Genomic DNA, 16,339 nt, shown 5'->3' with positions numbered 1-16,339 from the left:
CGATGAAGCTTCACCTCTTCGGCGCGTCCGGCAGCGGTGTTACGACCCTCGGAACGGCCCTGGCCGCCCAGTTACACCTGCCTTATGTGGACAGCGATGACTATTTCTGGGAAAAACCGACCCGCCGTTTACGGTCAAACGCCCCCCGTCGCAACGAAATGCGCTGATTTCCGCCGACCTGGCAAACGCCGGAGACTGGATTCTGGGCGGGTCGGTCATCCAGTGGGGCCCGGCGGTTTTTCCGGTTTTCGACCTCATCGTGTTTCTCTGGATTCCGCCCGAAATCCGTCTGGAGCGCTTGAAAAACCGGGAATTGGAGCGCTACGGAACCGTTGTCCGGACCGATCCGGATCGCAAACAACAGTTGAAGCGTTTCTCGACTGGGCCGCCGACTACGACACCGCTACCGGCCTTGCCAACCGAACCTTGCCGGCCCACGAAAACTGGTTACGCCAGCGTACCGAACCGGTGCTGGAACTGCGCGGTGACCTGAGCACGGCCGAACGACTCGAGCAAATTTGGAAATGTGCCGGTAAGTTGCGTCTTTTCAGCCATCAGCCTTAAAACGAATCCTTTATCCGATTGGCTCTATGTCCACGACTACTTTCTTTCGGTATGTATTGCTCATCCTGCTGGTGTCGCAAACGGCATTCGGGCAGCATCTGAAACCCGGTTTTGACAAAGCCGAATACATTGAAACCTTGAAAATCAATCAACGGGCGCACATTGCCGTCAACCAGTGGATCGATAGCCTGTTGCTGCCGGCTCCGCAGAATTTCCGGTTTGTCTACCGTTCGCCCCGCGTGGCTTTCGACAACATCTGGGATTTGTGGGTTCATAACACCCAACCCGTCGCCCTGATTGCGGTGCAGGGCAGTATTCCCACCGGCGCGAGCTTTCTGGCGAACCTGTACGCAGCCATGGTTCCGGCCAAAGGCGAGTTGCAACTGGACAAAGGACTGACGTTCAAGTACAACCTTGCCGATCACCCGAATGCCGCCGTGCACGTGGGCTGGCTGGTGGCGATGGCGCATTTGTCGGCGACGATTGAGCACAAAATTGATTCGTGCTACAAGGCGGGCATCAAAGAATTTATCCTGACCGGCCACAGCCAGGGGGGCGGCATCACGTTTCTGCTCAATTCGTACCTGGAAAAGTCAAAAGCCGAAAACCGCATTCCGGCCGACGTTCGTTTCAAAACCTATTGCAGCGCCGGGCCCAAACCGGGTAATTTATTTTACGCCTACGATTATGAGAACATGACCCGGGGCGGTTGGGCCTGCAACGTGGTCAACGCGGCCGACTGGGTGCCGGATGTGCCTTTTTCCGTGCAGACCGTCGATGATTTTACCGCCGTGAATCCGTTCCGGGGTGCCAGGGCAATGATTAAAAAGCAGAAATTTCCCAAAAACCTCGCCCTGAAATACGCCTATAACCAGTTGAGCAAGCCGAGCCTGAAAGCGCAGCGGAACTACCAGCGGTTTCTGGGGAAAATGATGTCGAAAACGGTCCGAAAACAGCTCCCGAATTTCGTCATCCCGACGTATTACACCAGCAATTATTACGTCCGCACGGGCACCACTGTTGTCCTGTCCCCAACTGACGATTATTTCAAACTCTACAGCAACGACCCCGCCAACCCCAACATCTGGCAGCATCATTTGCCAAGGCAATATTTGTATCTGGTCGAGAAGTTGTAGGGTCGAGTTAAAAGAAAGGAAATTATGAATGTAGAATGCTGAATATCAAATGTAAAATGCTGAATTGGGAAATACTTTTACATTCGATATTCAGCATTCTACCTTTATAATTAAAACTCCAACCTGCTTCGGTGTCCTTTCACAACTCCGCTAAAAACCGCTCAATATCTTCCTGCCCTTTTGCCGTGGCATACGGGATAAAGAGCCTGGCCAGCAACTTCAGGTAGTGCCGAATCTGTTCCGCCGGACTCAGGTGCCGGAACGAAATCCGGGCTTCGGAAATCCAGAACCGGGCGACCACCGTGAGTACCGACACCAGAAAATCCGTATCGGCATCGGGGTTCAGATAGCCCGACTTCCGCAAAAAACCGAGGTTGGCAACGATGGTGGCGTAGCGTTGCTTTTCAATTCCCTGGTAGCGCCCGGCCATCACGCTGTTCTGCTCCATCAAATGCACAAAGCTGAGAAACAGACAACGGTACGCCATGTGATTCTGAAAGACCCGCCGAAACCGATCCAGAAAGGAATACAGGTTCAGGTTCTCTTCTTCAAGGACCACCTGCGAGTTCAGGGCGGTCAGATCAACCGACAGACGATTCACCAGATCATCTTTGGTCGGAAAATAATACGTGATGTTGCCAACCCGGATGCCGAGCGTAGCCGCCAGCTCGCGCAGTCCAACGTACTCAATTCCCCGTTCATTGAACATTTCTAACGCTTTAGCGACAATTTTTTCCTCTGTGGTCATTTTCAAATTTGGACAATGTCCTAAATATACTACATTTGAAAAAACTTCAAAGAACATGAACATTCAGTATCCTCACAGCATTCAAAACAGCACCGGCGAAAAACTGACGTTTCTGGCGGTTGAAAAAGGACCGGAAGGCGATAAAGTCCTGGTCGAAAATCAGGTGCTTCCCCAGTGCGGTCCGCCCATGCACACCCATTTTCTGCAAGACGAAGAACTGACGGTGGTTGCGGGCAAAATGGGTTACCAGATTCTGGGACAGGAGCCCCAGTTTGCCGAACCCGGCGACACGGTGTTGTTCCGGCGCGGCACCCCGCACAAATTCTGGAACGCCGGCGACGAGCTGCTGACCTGCAAGGGCTGGGTAGCGCCCGCCAACACCATCGTCTATTTCCTGTCGGCGATCTTCGAAGCCCAGAAAAAATCCGGCAAAAGCCAGCCTGACCCATTCGACGGAGCGTACCTGATGACCCGCTACGCCCGGGAATACGACATGGCCGACATCCCGGTTTTTGTCAAGAAGGCCGTGATTCCCGTCACGTATTTCATCGGTCGGCTGTTGGGAAAATACAGCCATTTCGCCGACGCTCCGACGCCCTTGAAGGGATGAAGGCGGTTTTGAAAAACCGGTATTCCGGCCCGTTCCAACCGTTCGGTCCCGGGTCGACTCCGGTGCTCTAGACTTTTGAAACCAGACCGGCTGTGAATCCGCCCAAACCGCCTTGTTTTTTCACGCTGCCCGCCTTGTGTACGCACTGAGCCTGCCGCAAAAGCGACGATAACGTCTTTCGACCTAACCGATTCCGGCCTGCTGAAGCTCTAGCTGGGCAGCCCTAATACCGAATCGGAGGTATTTCTTTTTGCCAGAAAATAACGGAATTCATACCACGCAAAAAGGGGCAGCGATACTCTGCTGCCCCTTCTTTGTTCACGGTGGGTAATTTTTGTTCCGGTTCTGGCTCCCGGTTTTTGTTGAAAACCGCCCATCAAAACCGTCAACTGACTAGATGTTCATTAGTACCGGCGACCGTAATAACCCCGATCGTTCCGGCGGTATTGTTGTTGGTAAGCAAAGAGTCGATCACGTTGCGAAGGCGTCAGCACGGACATGATTTCCTGATTTTTCCGGCGCAGCGTGTATTGATAGGCCCGCGGGTCCCGACGTCGGGAAGCCTCCATTTCGCGGTAATCGTAGCGGTCTTCAATGCGTTTCAGTTCCCGCTCCTGCCGACGCGACAGTCCCACGATGGCATCCAGCCGGTCAATTTTAATATCTTCCTGAAAATCGTCACGCCGTTCGTAGCGGGAGTCCAGGCCCGGGTGACGGTCGTAGCGGTCGTTGTCGTAGCCGCGTTGCGCCAGGGCGGTTCCGGTACTCAATACAGTTAAGGCGAAGAGGGTGATGATGGTCGTTTTCATGGCTGGTTGTGTTATTAATTTGTCCTTTTATGCCTCTTAGAGGACTAACCAGTCCCAGCGTTTAATCCAGTTTTATCTTTTTTTTTCACCAGGCGGTTTTCACCGACCAATCGCCCGTTTGGACCGATCAAGTCAGCTTCTACATCGATTGAAGCTCAACGCAAAAACCGGTATTCGCCGGTTTTTGCGTTGAATGGCACGGAAGCCGGAATCTGGCTTTGGCTAAAGCCGTCAAAAACCGCAAATAGCCCCCAATCCAGAGCAGGAGGCACCAAATTCGTTTCATGGGATTCAAAGAATTTTTGTTGCTGGCCAAAAAGACGGTTTTCCTCGTTGCGCCGGACAAAAAGGTGGTGTTTGGGTGCGGGAGCGGCCGGCGGTTTTCGTTCAAATGGCGTTTTTGGCCGATCCAGCGGTGAAACGCGCAGCCAAGGGGACCTGTTCGCTCGGAAAGGCGCTGGGTCGGCAACATTCCGCCCGGATCCCGGTTTGACTACTATCCATGCAAAGAAAAAACGATGACTTTATCCGGCACAAACAAAATAGGCTTGTGGGGTCTGGTGGGCCTGGGGGCCGTCCTGGCGACGAAAACGTTGCTCAATCAGATTCGTAAAATTGATTTTCGGGGCAAAACCGTAGTGATCACCGGCGGCTCGCGAGGACTGGGGCTGGTGATGGCGCGGGAGTTCGCGCAGGAAGGCGCCAATGTAGCCATCTGCGCCCGCGATGAAGCCGAACTGGAACGCGCCAAAGCCGACCTGGAATTAAACGGCGGACTGGTTTTTACGTATGCCTGCGACCTGACCGACAAAAATCAGGTGACCGCTTTCATCGAAGCCGTGCAGCAGGAAGTCGGCCCGATTGATGTGCTGGTCAACAACGCCGGTACGATTCTGGTCACGCCCCTTGAACACGCCACGGAAGACGATTTTCGGGAGGTGATGGAAACCAATTTCTGGGCGGCATTTCACACCATCCAGGCGGTTTTGCCCGCGATGAAACGCCGAAAAACCGGTCGCATCGTAAACATCGCGTCGTTTGGGGGCAAAGTTGCATTCCCGCATCTCTCCCCCTATTCGACCAGTAAATTTGCGCTGGTGGGCTATTCCGAGGGCATTCGCGCCGAATTGATCAAAGACGGCATTTATGTCACGACGGTGTGCCCCGGCCTGATGCGGACCGGCAGCCCGCGCAACGCCCTGTTCAAAGGCCAGAACGAGAAGGAATATGCCTGGTTTAAAATCGGCGATTCGCTGCCGGGCTTGTCAAAAAGTGCGGAAGAGAGCGCCCGGCAGATTTTGAATGCCTGCCGTTTCGGACGCGCCGAACTGATCATTTCGCTGCCCGCCAAACTGGCGTCGGCGATCCACGGTTTCGCGCCGGGTCTGACGGCGGAAGTGCTGTCGGTAATCAACCTGCTGCTGCCGGCGCCGGGTGGCATCGGCCAACAACGGGTCAAGGGCAAAGACAGCGAAACATCCGTCACCCGCTCGGTTTTTACCGCCCTGACCGACGATGCCGCCGAAGCCAATAATCAGTATTCGTGGTAACAGGCGATTCGTGCAAAAGCCCGGCACCGGATCGTACTGATCGGTGCCGGGCTTTTTTGCGGTCAACTTCTTATTGTTTTGCCTTGGCGGCTGAGTCTTTCGCCAGTTCCCGGTAATCCTGCCGGGCCGAATCCAGCTCGGCCTGCTCATCCCGAACGTCGCTGGTGTCGCCTTCTTCCTGCGCTTCAATGACGTCCTTGTATTCTTCTTTTACCTCATCGGATTTTTTTTCGGTTTTCGACTGGCAGGCCAGTTGCGTGGTTGCCGCCAGAAGGGCCAGCGAAAGCCCGCAGATCCATTGTTTCGTTTTCATGCGTTGATGTGAATTGCGTTTCAAAAATAACTCGCTGCTCCTGGGTTTGTTTGAAAAGTCAAAATTTTAACCCTTTTCTCCGGCCCGCCAAAACCGCCCTGGACAGTTCAGACGATTTGTTAACACTTCATAAATCAAAACTGCCACTTCATGTCATCCACGATTGATTGCCAGGGTGGTTAGAGGCTAAGTTTGTGACGAACAACAAACAACTACACTAATGAAAAAGCTATTGATTTTCCTGTTTGCCCTGGTTACACTGGCCGCCTGTAAGAAGGATTCCGAAACGGAAGTGGCCCCGAAAGACCCGGCTAGTGCCGTGACCGGAACCTACACGTTAAGTTCGTTCGATTACAAAGTGGGGGAAGAAAGCATTGTAAGCTACAGCAAATTACCCATTACGCAGAAAGGCGTTACCGTTTCGGCATCCGCCGACGTGCAAAAAACCGGCGATGGCACGGTTTCGCTGGTGCTGTTACTGAAAGCCACCGGCGAACAGGATAAAGAACTGGATCTGGGCGAATACGAAATCCGGGCGGAAGGCAAAACCTACGGCCTGTATACGGGAAATGGATCGCAGGTGGCCGAATTCAGTGCCGGTCAACTGGTTTTTGAAGCCTCCGGATCGTCCGATGGCGAACCGGTCGAGATCACGTTTGAAGCCAAGAAATAAGCTGAATCGTTCCTGATAAATCATCAGCCGACCTTCCACACCGGGTCGGCTTTTTTTATGCGGTTGCTTTTTTCGCTAACTTACCGGGCCATCTTAACCAACCGCTGGTATGAAAAAGTTTTCCGTTCTTCTGCTTGCTTTCTGGCTGACGCTGGCGGCAACGGCCCAGACGCCCGGGCTCATTGACCGGCAGTTGATTTTTGGCGATCCGGAAATCACCGGCGCCCAGCTTTCGCCCGATGGCTCGTATATGTCGTTCATTAAACCGTATAGGGGCACCCGGAACGTCTGGGTGAAAAAACGCGACGATCCGTTCACGGCGGCCAAACCGGTGACGGCCGACACCGCGCGCCCGATAGGTTCGTATTTCTGGTCGCGGGACGGCAAATTTGTGCTCTACGTCCAGGATAAAGGCGGAAACGAAAATTTCAACATCTACGCCGTCAGCCCGTCGGAAAGTCTGCAGGCCACTGAGGTGCCGCAGGCCCGCAACCTGACCGATGCCAGTGGCGCCCGGGCGCTAATTTATAAGGTTCCCAAAACCGACCCCAACACCCTGTACATCGGCCTGAACAACCGCGACAAAGCCTGGCACGATCTGTATAAACTGAACCTGACAACCGGCGAAAAAACCCTGCTGCGCCAGAATACCGACCGCGTAACGGGCTGGATCTTCGATTGGGACGACAAACTCCGGCTGGCGACCCGCACCGCCCCCGACGGCACCTCCGAAATCCTGCGGGTCGATGAAGGCGGTTTAACCAAAATTTATTCCACGACGGTTTTTGAAACCAGTTATCCAATCGGTTTTCACAAGGACAACCAGCGGTTTTACCTGGTGACAAACAAAGGAAAATCGGATCTTCAGAAACTGATTTTGCTCGACCCGGCTACCATGAAGGAAAAAACCGTCGAGTCCGACCCCCTGGCTAAAGTGGATTTTGGCGGCATCACGATTTCGGAAGTGACCAAAGAGCCCCTTTTTACGACCTACACCGACGACCGCTTGCGCCGGTACTGGAAAAACAAGGAGTTTGAAAAAGACTTTCAGGCCATTCTGCTCGAACTCCCCGGCATGGACATTCACTTTGTTTCCGCGACCAACGACGAGCAATACTGGCTGCTTTCCGCCACGAGCGATACCGATCCCGGCGCCACGTTTCTGTTCGACCGGAAAACCAAGGCGCTGACGTTTCAATACCGTCCCCGCCCGAAACTGCCGATCAATGACCTGGCCCGCATGGAAGCCATTCGGTACCCGTCATCGGACGGGCTGACCATCCCGGCTTTTCTGACGCTGCCCAAAGGCGCTGAAGCCCGCAATCTTCCGCTGGTGGTGGTTCCCCACGGCGGTCCGTGGGGGCGCGATTTCTGGGGGTATAATTCCTACCACCAGTTTCTGGCCAACCGGGGCTATGCGGTTTTGTCGATGAACTTCCGGGCATCGACGGGCTACGGCAAGAAGTTTCTGAACGCGGGCAACAAGCAGTGGGGCGAAAAAATGCAGGACGACATTACCTGGGGTGTCAAGTTTCTGGTCGATCAAGGCATTGTCGATTCGAAGCGGGTCGGCATCATGGGCGCTTCCTACGGCGGTTATGCCACGCTGGCCGGTCTGGCTTTCACACCGAACCGGTACGCGGCCGGAGTCGCCATTGTGGCCCCGTCCAACATCCTCACGCTCCTGAACTCGATTCCGCCGTACTGGGAATCCATCCGGAAGACTTTCTACGAACGCATGGCCGACCCGAACACGCCCGAAGGCAAGGCCCAACTGACGAAACAGTCGCCCCTGTTTTCGGCGGATAAAATCGTGGCGCCCTTGCTGGTGGTTCAGGGGGCCAACGACCCGCGCGTGAACAAAGCCGAATCCGACCAGATAGTGGTGGCGCTCCGCGACCGCGGTTTTCCGGTCGAATACCTCTGCGCACCCGACGAAGGACACGGTTTTGCCCGGCCCGTCAACAACATGGCGATGCTGGCGCTGGCGGAGAAATTCCTGGCCAAACACCTGGGTGGACGCTATCAGGAATCCATGCCGGAACCTGTCGCCAAACGCCTGAAAGAGATCACGGTAGACGTAAAAACCGTACAGCTGGCGGAGAAGAAATAGCTCAGCGAATTTCGATCACCCGTTCGAACGGTTCACTTTCGGTGGTCCGGTTGGCGGTTTTATCCGTCACCACCACGCTCATCCGATACGGTCCGGCGGGAATGGCCTCCGGAAATTGAACCGAGGCCGAAAATTGTTCTAAAACCGCCGAGCTGTAAACGTCCACCTGAAACGGCACCTCCACCACCTGCGGGGGTTGCGCCACCGAAACCAGTTTCAAAGCCGTCCGGAGGTTGGAACCGGCCAGCGGAGCCGTTTGCAGAACGAGCTGAAACCGTCCGCCATCCGCGGCATCCCGAACGACATACAGCGGATTGTCGGGATCGCAAACCTCATTGCCGGGCTGGTAGAACTGGGTATTGGTATTCCCGAAACTCGTAATGGACGGCTGCCCGGTGGTTTTGGTTACTGCCAGCCGGTAGCAGGTCGTGACCGGCTGACCGTTTTCCAGCAATCGCAGCCTATAATGACCCGGTTTTGCACCGGACCCCGGCGCAAACGTCAAGGCGGTTCCGAAACGGGAAAACCGCTGCGGTTTTCGGCGGATCACCGTACCGTCCGCGTGTTTCAGCTCCACTTCCAGGTTGCTGTTCTCAAACAGGTTCAGGCCATCGAGGGTCACTTCGGCTCCGTTCAGCGACCGCTGCGAAATCAGGTAGTGCGGAAATGCGCCCAGCCTGATCGGGCCTTTTTTAACCACTAACCCCTCCGGAGAAACCGCCGAACGCCCGTTGGCTTTCCGGAGTTCCAGCGCATACTCGCCCGGCAACAGCGCCACCTGGTCGGGAATCGTGACCCGGATTTGCACCGGATACTGCGTGTTTGCAACCCCGGCATCGGCAATGTATTGCTGCGTCTGATTGCTGGAAATCACCACCTGATCGCTGGCCGAACCGCCTTTTCGGGTCAGAATCAGCTGGGCCGAATGGTCGCTGTCGTCGTAAAAATTCTCCCCAACGAGGATAAATCCGTTGCGGTCGCCAATCGTGTAGGCATTAAAACTGTCTTCCGGAATCAGGCGAATGGCCAGTTTTCCGGGCTGAACAAGCCTGATCCGGTAGTCCACCACCGCGCTGGCCGGAAGCGGCACTGTGGCCCCCTCGGCGGCCACGCCAACGAGCCAGGTGTGTTCCTGCAAACTACCGAGGTCGAAATGGAGGGCGTCGGGGACGTAGCTTTCCCCGGACTTGGCCAATATCCGGCTTTTGGCGGTTAGTTGAAAACCGATCTGGGGTCGTCGGATCCGGTATTTATCGGGCAACGCAATCGTAATTTCCCGTTTTTCCGGATCGATCCGAATGGCCTGCTCCGGAATACCTTCCACGCTCATGCTCAGAATGCGGGGCGGTTCCTGGGGGTCCGGATCAGCTTTATCCGACTCCCGCTTACAGGAAACGAAGGTGGTTCCCAGAAAAATCAACAAGCTCAGAAAACGGAGTGCGTGGGGCATGACCGGCCGAAGTTTAGGTGCTATTTACGGATTCTAGAGCCAATTTCATACCAGATGGTTGCAATCTGTTCCTGGCGTGTGACGCCCTCCCGGTTTAGGGCGTTATGAAACCCATTCAGCTCCCCGGATTTGGCCCCTCCGGAGCTGAAATGCCCCTGCTGTCCTTTTCCCTAGTGTCGTGAGAACCGGAATTCGTTTTCACCCCACGTTCAGAACCGCACAAGCCGTGCGATTTCGCACTTAATCAGCAAAACCGACTTTCACGAAAATCCTCATTTACAGCGCTTTAACGACTGGCACACGGATTGAACTACTTGGGTCAACGTAAACAACAATGGACCGAGAACTAGCCCCCGAAATTGTCAGAAAAAGCCGCACCAAAACCTATACCATTGCCTTTGCGAGTCTGGTGGTGGTGGCCGTGGTGCTCTTATTCTTTCGCACTGTATTGAAAACTTCCGTCGAAGCCGCCCGAATCCGGACGGCAACGGCGGAAGTTGGGCCCGTCGAAAATTCCCTGAACGCAACGGGCGAGGTCATTCCGGCCTACGAACAGATCATCACCAGTCCCATCCGGGCCAGCATCCGGCGGGTTCTGCTCACCCCCGGCACGCAGATCAAGCCCGGCCAGGCCATCATGGACCTGGACAAATCGCTGACGATCATCGACTACGAAAAGATGCAGGACCAACTGGCGCTCAAACGCAACAGCATCGACCAGTTGCGGATGAAGCTGAACAAGAACCTGTTCGACGCCGAAGCCGACGATCAGATTAAATCCCTCAACATCAACCGCCTGAAAGCCGAACTGGAAGACACCCGGCGGTTATTGAAAGTGGGCGGGCGAACGCAGGAGGACGTAACCCGCGCCGAAAACAACCTGCGCATCGCCGAACTGGAAAAAAAGAAGCTCGAAAACGACCTCACCTACAACCGGCAGTCGATGAGTGCCAGTCTGAAAGAAACTGCCTTACAGGCGCAGATTGAAGAAAAAAACCTGAAAGAACTGGACCACAAACTGAAGCAGGCCAACATTCTGGCCGACCGGCCGGGCGTGCTGACGTGGGTGAACGAAAACATCGGGTCGGCGGTCAATGAAGGCGAAATGCTGGCCAAACTGGCCGATCTGGGCAGCTTCCGCGTCGAAGGTTCGTGTTCGGATGTGTACGCCGATCAGGTCAAAACCGGCTTGCCCGTCATTGTTAAAGTCAACGAAGTCAACCTGCGCGGAATCATCACGCAGGTCAAACCGTCGGTTAAAAATGGCGTCGTGCAGTTTGTGGTGCAACTGGATGACAACCAGCATTCGTCGCTGCGACCCAACATGAAAGTCGAGGTTTTTGTGGTCACCAACCGAACCACGAAAGCGGTGCGGGTGGCAAACGGTCCGGCCTTCAAAGGCAAAAAGCGGCAGTTCGTTTACGTGCTGAACGACAAGGGTGTAGCGCAGCGCCGGGAAGTCGAAACCGGCTTATCAAACTTCGATTTTGTGGAACTCCGGAGCGGCATTCAGGCCGGCGAAAAAGTCATCATCACCGACCTGAGCGAATACGAACATTTGCAGGAAATTACGATCGATAACGGCAGCCATGACTAGGGAACACGTACCAATGAACAAGCTGATCCGGCTGTTGCCCGGTTTCCTGCTGATGGCTTGCGGTGTGGTTGCTCAGCCGCAGCAGCTAACGCTGGACGATGTGGTGGGGATGGCCAAGACCCAGTCGATTGCGGCCAAACAGGCGGCTACGCAGAAGCAAACAAACTACTGGCAATACCGCACGTTTCTGGCCGGTTTTAAACCGCAACTGAGTCTCGACGGTTCGCTGCCAAACTTTGAGCGCTCGTTTATTCCCGTCACGCAGCCCGACGGAACGATCAATTTTCAGCCGATTTCCAACAACAACTCCGTTCTGAACCTGGCGCTGAGCCAGAACATTGCGCCGACGGGCGGGGCGGTTTTTGTGCAGAAACAGCTGCAGCGGTTCGACGACTTTCAGCGCAACAACCGGCTTTACAACGGAATTCCGTTTGCGCTGGGATTCCGGCAGCCCCTGTTTCAGTTCAACGCCATGAAGTGGGACCGGAAAATTGAACCCCTGAAATACGACGAAAGCAATCAGCAGTACATCGAGTCGATGGAGCAGGTCGCCGTCGATGCCACGAATTTTTATTTTGATTTGCTGGTGGCGCAGGTGAATTTGCAGATTGCCGAAAAAAACCTGAGCAATACCGACACGCTGTTCAAGATCGCCCGGCACAAACTGGAATTGGGCAAGATTTCGCAAAATGACCTGCTGCAACTGCAACTGAGCGTGCTGACGGCGCAGAAAGATTACGCATCGGCCCGGCAAAACGCCGAAATTGCCTCGCTGAAACTCCGCTCGTTTATGGGCTACCGGAACGAACAAACCCTGGCCTTGGCGGTTCCCACGCAGATCGTTGAGTTAACCATCGACGTCCGGAAAGCCCTGAATGAAGCGTCTACGAACCGTCCGGCGGCCATTGCGTTCCGGCGGAGAATCCTGGAAGCGCAGCGCGACGTCGACAAGGCCCGCAAGGATAATGGCCTGAATGCCACGCTCAACGCGGCTTTTGGCCTTTCCAACCGGGGGACTAATTTCGGGGACGTTTACATCCGGCCGCAGGACCGTGAATACCTCGAAATTCAGTTTGTGCTGCCCATTATGACCTGGGGGCGCGCCCAGGCCCGGACCGAGACCGCCAAAGCCAACCAGCAACTGACGACGCAATCCGTTGAGCAGGACAAGCTGAATTTTGAACAGGCGATTTACACGCAGGTGACCCTGTTGCAAATGTTGCAGCACCAGGTGAAACTCACCGCCGAAGCCGACGGAATTGGTCAGCAGCGGTACCAGATCGCGCAAAACCGCTTCATTCTGAGCGACCTGAGCGTGACGGACCTGGGCATTGCGATGCAGGAAAAAGACCGCGCCCGGCGGGATGCGATTCTGGCGCTGCGCGATTACTGGACGGTTTTTTACACCATCCGCCTGCTGACCTTGTACGATTTTGAACGAAACGAAAAAATACAGTAACCGACAAATACGATGATCAACCTTACCAACATCGAAAAAGTGTACCGCACCAGCAGCATCGAGACGCTGGCGCTGAACAACATCAACCTGACCATCAACAAGGGCGAGTTTGTCTCGATCATGGGACCCTCCGGCTGCGGCAAATCCACGCTCCTGAACATCATGGGCCTGCTGGATGCGCCCTCGCAGGGAACCGTCGAGCTGGACGGCCAACGGGTGGCGAGTTACCGCGACAAGGAGCTGGCCCACCTGCGCAACCAGAAGATCGGTTTTATTTTTCAGAGCTTTCACCTGATCAACGACTTAACGGTGGTCGATAACGTCGAAATTCCGCTGCTGTACCGGGCGACCAACGGAAAACCGCGTCAGACCTACGCCCGGGAAGCGCTGGAAAAAGTAGGACTGAGCAACCGCATCAAACACTTTCCGAAGCAACTGTCGGGCGGCCAGAAGCAGCGCGTCGCCATCGCCCGCGCCATTGTCGGCCAACCGGAAATCATTCTGGCCGACGAACCGACCGGCAACCTCGACAGCGCCATGGGCAACGAAATCATGAACATTCTGCAGGGACTGAACCAGGAAGGCGCAACCATCGTGATGGTGACCCACGACGAGAGCATGGCCAAACGCACCCACCGGCTCATCCGGTTATTTGACGGAACGCAGGTGCAGTGAATGTTCAATTTTGAATGAGTGAATGACAGAATAAAAGACGGTCAACTCATTCAGGTATTCACTCATTCTATCATTCACTCATTCAAAATTGAAATGCTAACGAACTACATAAAAATCGCCTGGAAGGTGCTCCTGCGGCATCCGTTCTACACCTTCATTACGCTCTTCGGCATCAGCCTGACCCTGACGGTTTTGATGGTGCTGACTTCGTTCATCGACCATCTTTTCGGGGCTCACTACCCGGAAACCAAGCGGGACCGGTCGCTCTACCTGCAGTTTATGACCCTCACCGACTCCAGCCGAAGTTCGCGCAGCCAGGGACCGATGAGTTTTAAGTTTCTGAAGAAACACGCCAAAACCCTCAAGACCACCGAACGGGTCACAGTTTGTTCTTTTTTCAGTACGTCGAATGCGTACGTCGGATCGCAGAAAATCAAACTCAACACCAAGTTTACGGATGCGGACTTCTGGCACGTCATGGAGTTTGATTTCCTCGAAGGAAAACCGTATAACGAGCAGAACATTGCCAATGGCGAACAGGTTGCGGTTATTACCGACGACTTTAAACGGCAGTATTTTGACGATCTGACCGAACCCGCCGTGGGCAAGGATGTTGAAATTGAAAATGTCCACTACAAGGTAATTGGCGTTGTAAAAGGCAGTCCCGTAACCCGCCTGTACAGCTACGCCGACGTTTATTTCCCGTATACGGCCCCCAAAAGCAATTACCAGAACACGGGCGCGCGGGGCAATTATGTGGCGGTTTTGTTGGCCAAAGACAAAAGCGACTTCCAGGCAATTAAGGATGAGTTTCAAAGCGGTATCAGCCGGATTCCCGTCGCCAGCCTGCAGGAAGAATCGAATTTTTCGATCATGGAAATCCGCAGCGAGCCCTATATGGAGAGCTTTATGGGGCAGATTTTAAACGGCGGCAAAGGCCTTAAAACGATTTTTTTCAGCGTTATCGCCTTTATCATGTTTATGCTGATGGGACTTCCGGCCATCAACCTGGTCAACGTCAACGTCAGCCGGATTATGGAGCGGGCGTCCGAAATTGGCATTCGGAAGGCCTTTGGCGCGCCCATCCGGACGTTGTTGTGGCAGTTTATCGTCGAGAACATTTTCATCACGTTTCTCGGTGGTGTCATTGCACTGGTGCTGACGCTGATCATCATTCAATTGATCAACAACAGCGGCTGGATTGCTTACGCCGATCTGACGATCAATGTTAACGTATTCGCCGTCAGCGTCCTGATCTGCCTGCTATTCGGGCTTCTGTCGGGCGTTGCGCCCGCCCTGCGGATGTCAAAACTCAACATTGCTGAAGCGCTCAAATCCTAATTAGTGAATGAGTGATTGAGCGAATAAAACCGTAGCTCACCCCATCACTCATTCGCTCAATCACTCAATAAACATGATCCGTCATCTCTTTAAATTAATCTGGAACAAGAAGAAGACCCACGCGCTGGTGCTGGTCGAAATCTGGGCTTCGTTCCTGGTCCTCTTCGGACTGACTTCGCTGATCGTCTACAACGTCCGGAATTACATTCAGCCGCTGGGGTTTGAATACAAACAAGTCTGGGCCATCAACCTGGGAAACAATCAGGACACCACCGAAATTGGCGATAAAACCCAGCGGATTTTGCAACGCCTGAAAGGATATCCGGAAGTAGAATCGGCATCCAGGATGAGCAATAATTTCCCTTTTTCGGGCAGCCAGATGGGCAATAGCGTCGAATACAACAAAAAAAATGTCCAGATTGATTACTACGCCACCGACGAAAGCTTTGCGCAAACCCTCCAGGTTCCGATGGTAGCGGGGCGCTGGTACATCAACGCCGACAGCGTCGGCAAATACTCGCCGGTGGTCATCAACCAAAAAACGAAAGAAGCGCTCTTTGGCGACGACAACGCCCTGGGCAAAATCGTCAGTGACCGGTACAAAATCATCGGAGTGGTCAATACGTTCAAATCACGGGGCGAATTTATGGCCGACTCCCCCGCCCTGTTTGAGCAACTCGACCCCAAAACCCAGTGGAACAGCCTGCTCCTGGTTCGGGTCAAACCGGGTACTGACGCCTTGTTTGAAGCCAAAATTGTGAAAGACATCACCTCGATGGTTACCGGATGGAGCGTGGAGGTTGATCACCTGACGGATTCGCGCAAAAACAAGCACAACCTCACGCTGGTGCCGGTTATCATTTTTCTGATTGTCAGCACTTTTCTGCTCATCAACGTGGCCCTCGGTTTGTTCGGGGTCCTCAACCTCAGCATCGCCAAACGGCGGGGTGAAATTGGTTTGCGCCGGGCGCTGGGCGCCACGGGCACCGGTATTTCCCGGCAGTTTATTGGCGAAATCTGGGTGCTGGCTACCTTTGGCCTGCTGATCGGTTTGCTGTTTGCCGTTCAGTTTCCGCTGATGAATGTGTTCGATCTGGAAGCCGGTATTTACATCACCGCCATTGTCGCGTCGGTCCTGATCATTTACGGCATTGTGACCCTGTGCGCCCTTTTTCCCAGCCGCCAGGCCGCCCGCATTCAACCGGCGGTGGCGCTGCATGAAGAATAAGCGTTTTTAAGAAAGTTGTTTCGCGGACGGGGCCGCCCGGCGGTTAAGCGGAGAAAAGAAGCGGTACGCAGCG

Annotated in this window: 16 protein-coding genes; 11 read left to right on the top strand and 5 right to left on the bottom strand. The window is 54.4% G+C overall.

The features are described 5' to 3' along the window. The first annotated feature begins 2 nt into the window (after positions 1–2). Entirely contained in the window at positions 3–167 is a 165-nt protein-coding gene (locus ACYVHX_RS06010; protein ID WP_460670722.1) for a shikimate kinase, read from the top strand. 423 nt (positions 168–590) lie between these two features. Beyond that, positions 591–1,700 (top strand): lipase family protein, encoded by a 1,110-nt coding sequence (locus ACYVHX_RS06005; protein ID WP_460670721.1) that lies wholly within the window; start codon positions 591–593, stop codon positions 1,698–1,700. A gap of 139 nt (positions 1,701–1,839) precedes the next feature. On the opposite strand, the gene ACYVHX_RS06000 is transcribed toward ACYVHX_RS06005, so the two are convergent. Continuing rightward, positions 1,840–2,448, bottom strand: coding sequence for a TetR/AcrR family transcriptional regulator (locus ACYVHX_RS06000; protein WP_460670720.1), 609 nt, complete (start codon positions 2,446–2,448; stop codon positions 1,840–1,842). A gap of 55 nt (positions 2,449–2,503) precedes the next feature. Between ACYVHX_RS06000 and ACYVHX_RS05995 the strand changes: the two genes are divergently transcribed. Further along, positions 2,504–3,058, top strand: coding sequence for a cupin domain-containing protein (locus ACYVHX_RS05995; protein WP_460670719.1), 555 nt, complete (start codon positions 2,504–2,506; stop codon positions 3,056–3,058). A gap of 404 nt (positions 3,059–3,462) precedes the next feature. Here the strand turns inward: ACYVHX_RS05995 and ACYVHX_RS05990 are convergent, their stop codons facing one another. Both ACYVHX_RS05990 and ACYVHX_RS05985 read right to left on the bottom strand, forming a co-directional pair. Further along, the gene (locus ACYVHX_RS05990) at positions 3,463–3,867 is read right to left on the bottom strand and encodes a hypothetical protein (protein ID WP_460670718.1); all 405 of its coding nucleotides are present in this window, start codon (positions 3,865–3,867) and stop codon (positions 3,463–3,465) included. A 139-nt stretch (positions 3,868–4,006) separates the two neighbouring features. Continuing rightward, the gene (locus ACYVHX_RS05985; protein WP_460670717.1) at positions 4,007–4,153 is read right to left on the bottom strand and encodes a hypothetical protein; all 147 of its coding nucleotides are present in this window, start codon (positions 4,151–4,153) and stop codon (positions 4,007–4,009) included. Between the two features lie 232 nt (positions 4,154–4,385). On the opposite strand from ACYVHX_RS05985, the gene ACYVHX_RS05980 reads away from it, so the two are divergent. Further along, positions 4,386–5,417: an SDR family NAD(P)-dependent oxidoreductase gene (locus ACYVHX_RS05980; RefSeq protein WP_460670716.1), complete on the top strand. Its 1,032-nt coding sequence runs from the start codon at positions 4,386–4,388 to the stop codon at positions 5,415–5,417. A gap of 70 nt (positions 5,418–5,487) precedes the next feature. Here ACYVHX_RS05980 and ACYVHX_RS05975 read toward each other — a convergent pair whose 3' ends face one another. Continuing rightward, positions 5,488–5,730 carry a hypothetical protein gene (locus tag ACYVHX_RS05975; protein WP_460670715.1) on the bottom strand — a complete coding sequence of 81 codons (243 nt, stop codon included), beginning with the start codon at positions 5,728–5,730 and terminating at the stop codon, positions 5,488–5,490. 220 nt (positions 5,731–5,950) lie between these two features. On the opposite strand from ACYVHX_RS05975, the gene ACYVHX_RS05970 reads away from it, so the two are divergent. Both ACYVHX_RS05970 and ACYVHX_RS05965 read left to right on the top strand, forming a co-directional pair. Continuing rightward, entirely contained in the window at positions 5,951–6,403 is a 453-nt protein-coding gene (locus ACYVHX_RS05970) for a putative periplasmic lipoprotein (RefSeq protein WP_460670714.1), read from the top strand. A 109-nt stretch (positions 6,404–6,512) separates the two neighbouring features. Beyond that, positions 6,513–8,516, top strand: coding sequence for a S9 family peptidase (locus ACYVHX_RS05965; protein WP_460670713.1), 2,004 nt, complete (start codon positions 6,513–6,515; stop codon positions 8,514–8,516). 1 nt (position 8,517) lies between these two features. Here ACYVHX_RS05965 and ACYVHX_RS05960 read toward each other — a convergent pair whose 3' ends face one another. Further along, positions 8,518–9,966, bottom strand: coding sequence for a hypothetical protein (locus ACYVHX_RS05960; protein ID WP_460670712.1), 1,449 nt, complete (start codon positions 9,964–9,966; stop codon positions 8,518–8,520). A 334-nt stretch (positions 9,967–10,300) separates the two neighbouring features. Between ACYVHX_RS05960 and ACYVHX_RS05955 the strand changes: the two genes are divergently transcribed. From ACYVHX_RS05955 to ACYVHX_RS05935, 5 genes are all read left to right on the top strand, one after another. Further along, complete coding sequence (locus ACYVHX_RS05955) at positions 10,301–11,563, top strand: efflux RND transporter periplasmic adaptor subunit (protein ID WP_460670711.1); 1,263 nt, start codon at positions 10,301–10,303, stop codon at positions 11,561–11,563. 13 nt (positions 11,564–11,576) lie between these two features. Continuing rightward, entirely contained in the window at positions 11,577–13,022 is a 1,446-nt protein-coding gene (locus ACYVHX_RS05950) for a TolC family protein (RefSeq protein WP_460670710.1), read from the top strand. Positions 13,023–13,034: 12 nt separating this feature from the next. Next, positions 13,035–13,697, top strand: coding sequence for an ABC transporter ATP-binding protein (locus ACYVHX_RS05945; RefSeq protein ID WP_460670709.1), 663 nt, complete (start codon positions 13,035–13,037; stop codon positions 13,695–13,697). Positions 13,698–13,790: 93 nt separating this feature from the next. Continuing rightward, entirely contained in the window at positions 13,791–15,038 is a 1,248-nt protein-coding gene (locus ACYVHX_RS05940; RefSeq protein WP_460670708.1) for an ABC transporter permease, read from the top strand. 73 nt (positions 15,039–15,111) lie between these two features. Further along, positions 15,112–16,266, top strand: a complete 1,155-nt coding sequence (locus ACYVHX_RS05935; protein ID WP_460670707.1) for an ABC transporter permease — start codon at positions 15,112–15,114, stop codon at positions 16,264–16,266. The last annotated feature ends 73 nt before the right edge of the window (positions 16,267–16,339 follow it).

It is taken from the genome of Larkinella ripae (assembly GCF_054780775.1).
The sequence above is the reverse complement of the archived record's forward strand: the minus strand, read 5'-3'. Positions and strand labels throughout refer to the sequence as shown.

What these genes read in the sequence shown, in the direction of transcription:
- ACYVHX_RS06010 (WP_460670722.1), top strand. Translation starts at nt 3, where the DNA reads ATGAAGCTTCACCTCTTCGGCGCGTCCGGCAGCGGTGTTACGACCCTC.
- ACYVHX_RS06005 (WP_460670721.1), top strand. Translation starts at nt 591, where the DNA reads ATGTCCACGACTACTTTCTTTCGGTATGTATTGCTCATCCTGCTGGTG.
- ACYVHX_RS06000 (WP_460670720.1), bottom strand. Translation starts at nt 2,448, where the DNA reads ATGACCACAGAGGAAAAAATTGTCGCTAAAGCGTTAGAAATGTTCAAT.
- ACYVHX_RS05995 (WP_460670719.1), top strand. Translation starts at nt 2,504, where the DNA reads ATGAACATTCAGTATCCTCACAGCATTCAAAACAGCACCGGCGAAAAA.
- ACYVHX_RS05990 (WP_460670718.1), bottom strand. Translation starts at nt 3,867, where the DNA reads ATGAAAACGACCATCATCACCCTCTTCGCCTTAACTGTATTGAGTACC.
- ACYVHX_RS05985 (WP_460670717.1), bottom strand. Translation starts at nt 4,153, where the DNA reads ATGAAACGAATTTGGTGCCTCCTGCTCTGGATTGGGGGCTATTTGCGG.
- ACYVHX_RS05980 (WP_460670716.1), top strand. Translation starts at nt 4,386, where the DNA reads ATGACTTTATCCGGCACAAACAAAATAGGCTTGTGGGGTCTGGTGGGC.
- ACYVHX_RS05975 (WP_460670715.1), bottom strand. Translation starts at nt 5,730, where the DNA reads ATGAAAACGAAACAATGGATCTGCGGGCTTTCGCTGGCCCTTCTGGCG.
- ACYVHX_RS05970 (WP_460670714.1), top strand. Translation starts at nt 5,951, where the DNA reads ATGAAAAAGCTATTGATTTTCCTGTTTGCCCTGGTTACACTGGCCGCC.
- ACYVHX_RS05965 (WP_460670713.1), top strand. Translation starts at nt 6,513, where the DNA reads ATGAAAAAGTTTTCCGTTCTTCTGCTTGCTTTCTGGCTGACGCTGGCG.
- ACYVHX_RS05960 (WP_460670712.1), bottom strand. Translation starts at nt 9,966, where the DNA reads ATGCCCCACGCACTCCGTTTTCTGAGCTTGTTGATTTTTCTGGGAACC.
- ACYVHX_RS05955 (WP_460670711.1), top strand. Translation starts at nt 10,301, where the DNA reads ATGGACCGAGAACTAGCCCCCGAAATTGTCAGAAAAAGCCGCACCAAA.
- ACYVHX_RS05950 (WP_460670710.1), top strand. Translation starts at nt 11,577, where the DNA reads ATGAACAAGCTGATCCGGCTGTTGCCCGGTTTCCTGCTGATGGCTTGC.
- ACYVHX_RS05945 (WP_460670709.1), top strand. Translation starts at nt 13,035, where the DNA reads ATGATCAACCTTACCAACATCGAAAAAGTGTACCGCACCAGCAGCATC.
- ACYVHX_RS05940 (WP_460670708.1), top strand. Translation starts at nt 13,791, where the DNA reads ATGCTAACGAACTACATAAAAATCGCCTGGAAGGTGCTCCTGCGGCAT.
- ACYVHX_RS05935 (WP_460670707.1), top strand. Translation starts at nt 15,112, where the DNA reads ATGATCCGTCATCTCTTTAAATTAATCTGGAACAAGAAGAAGACCCAC.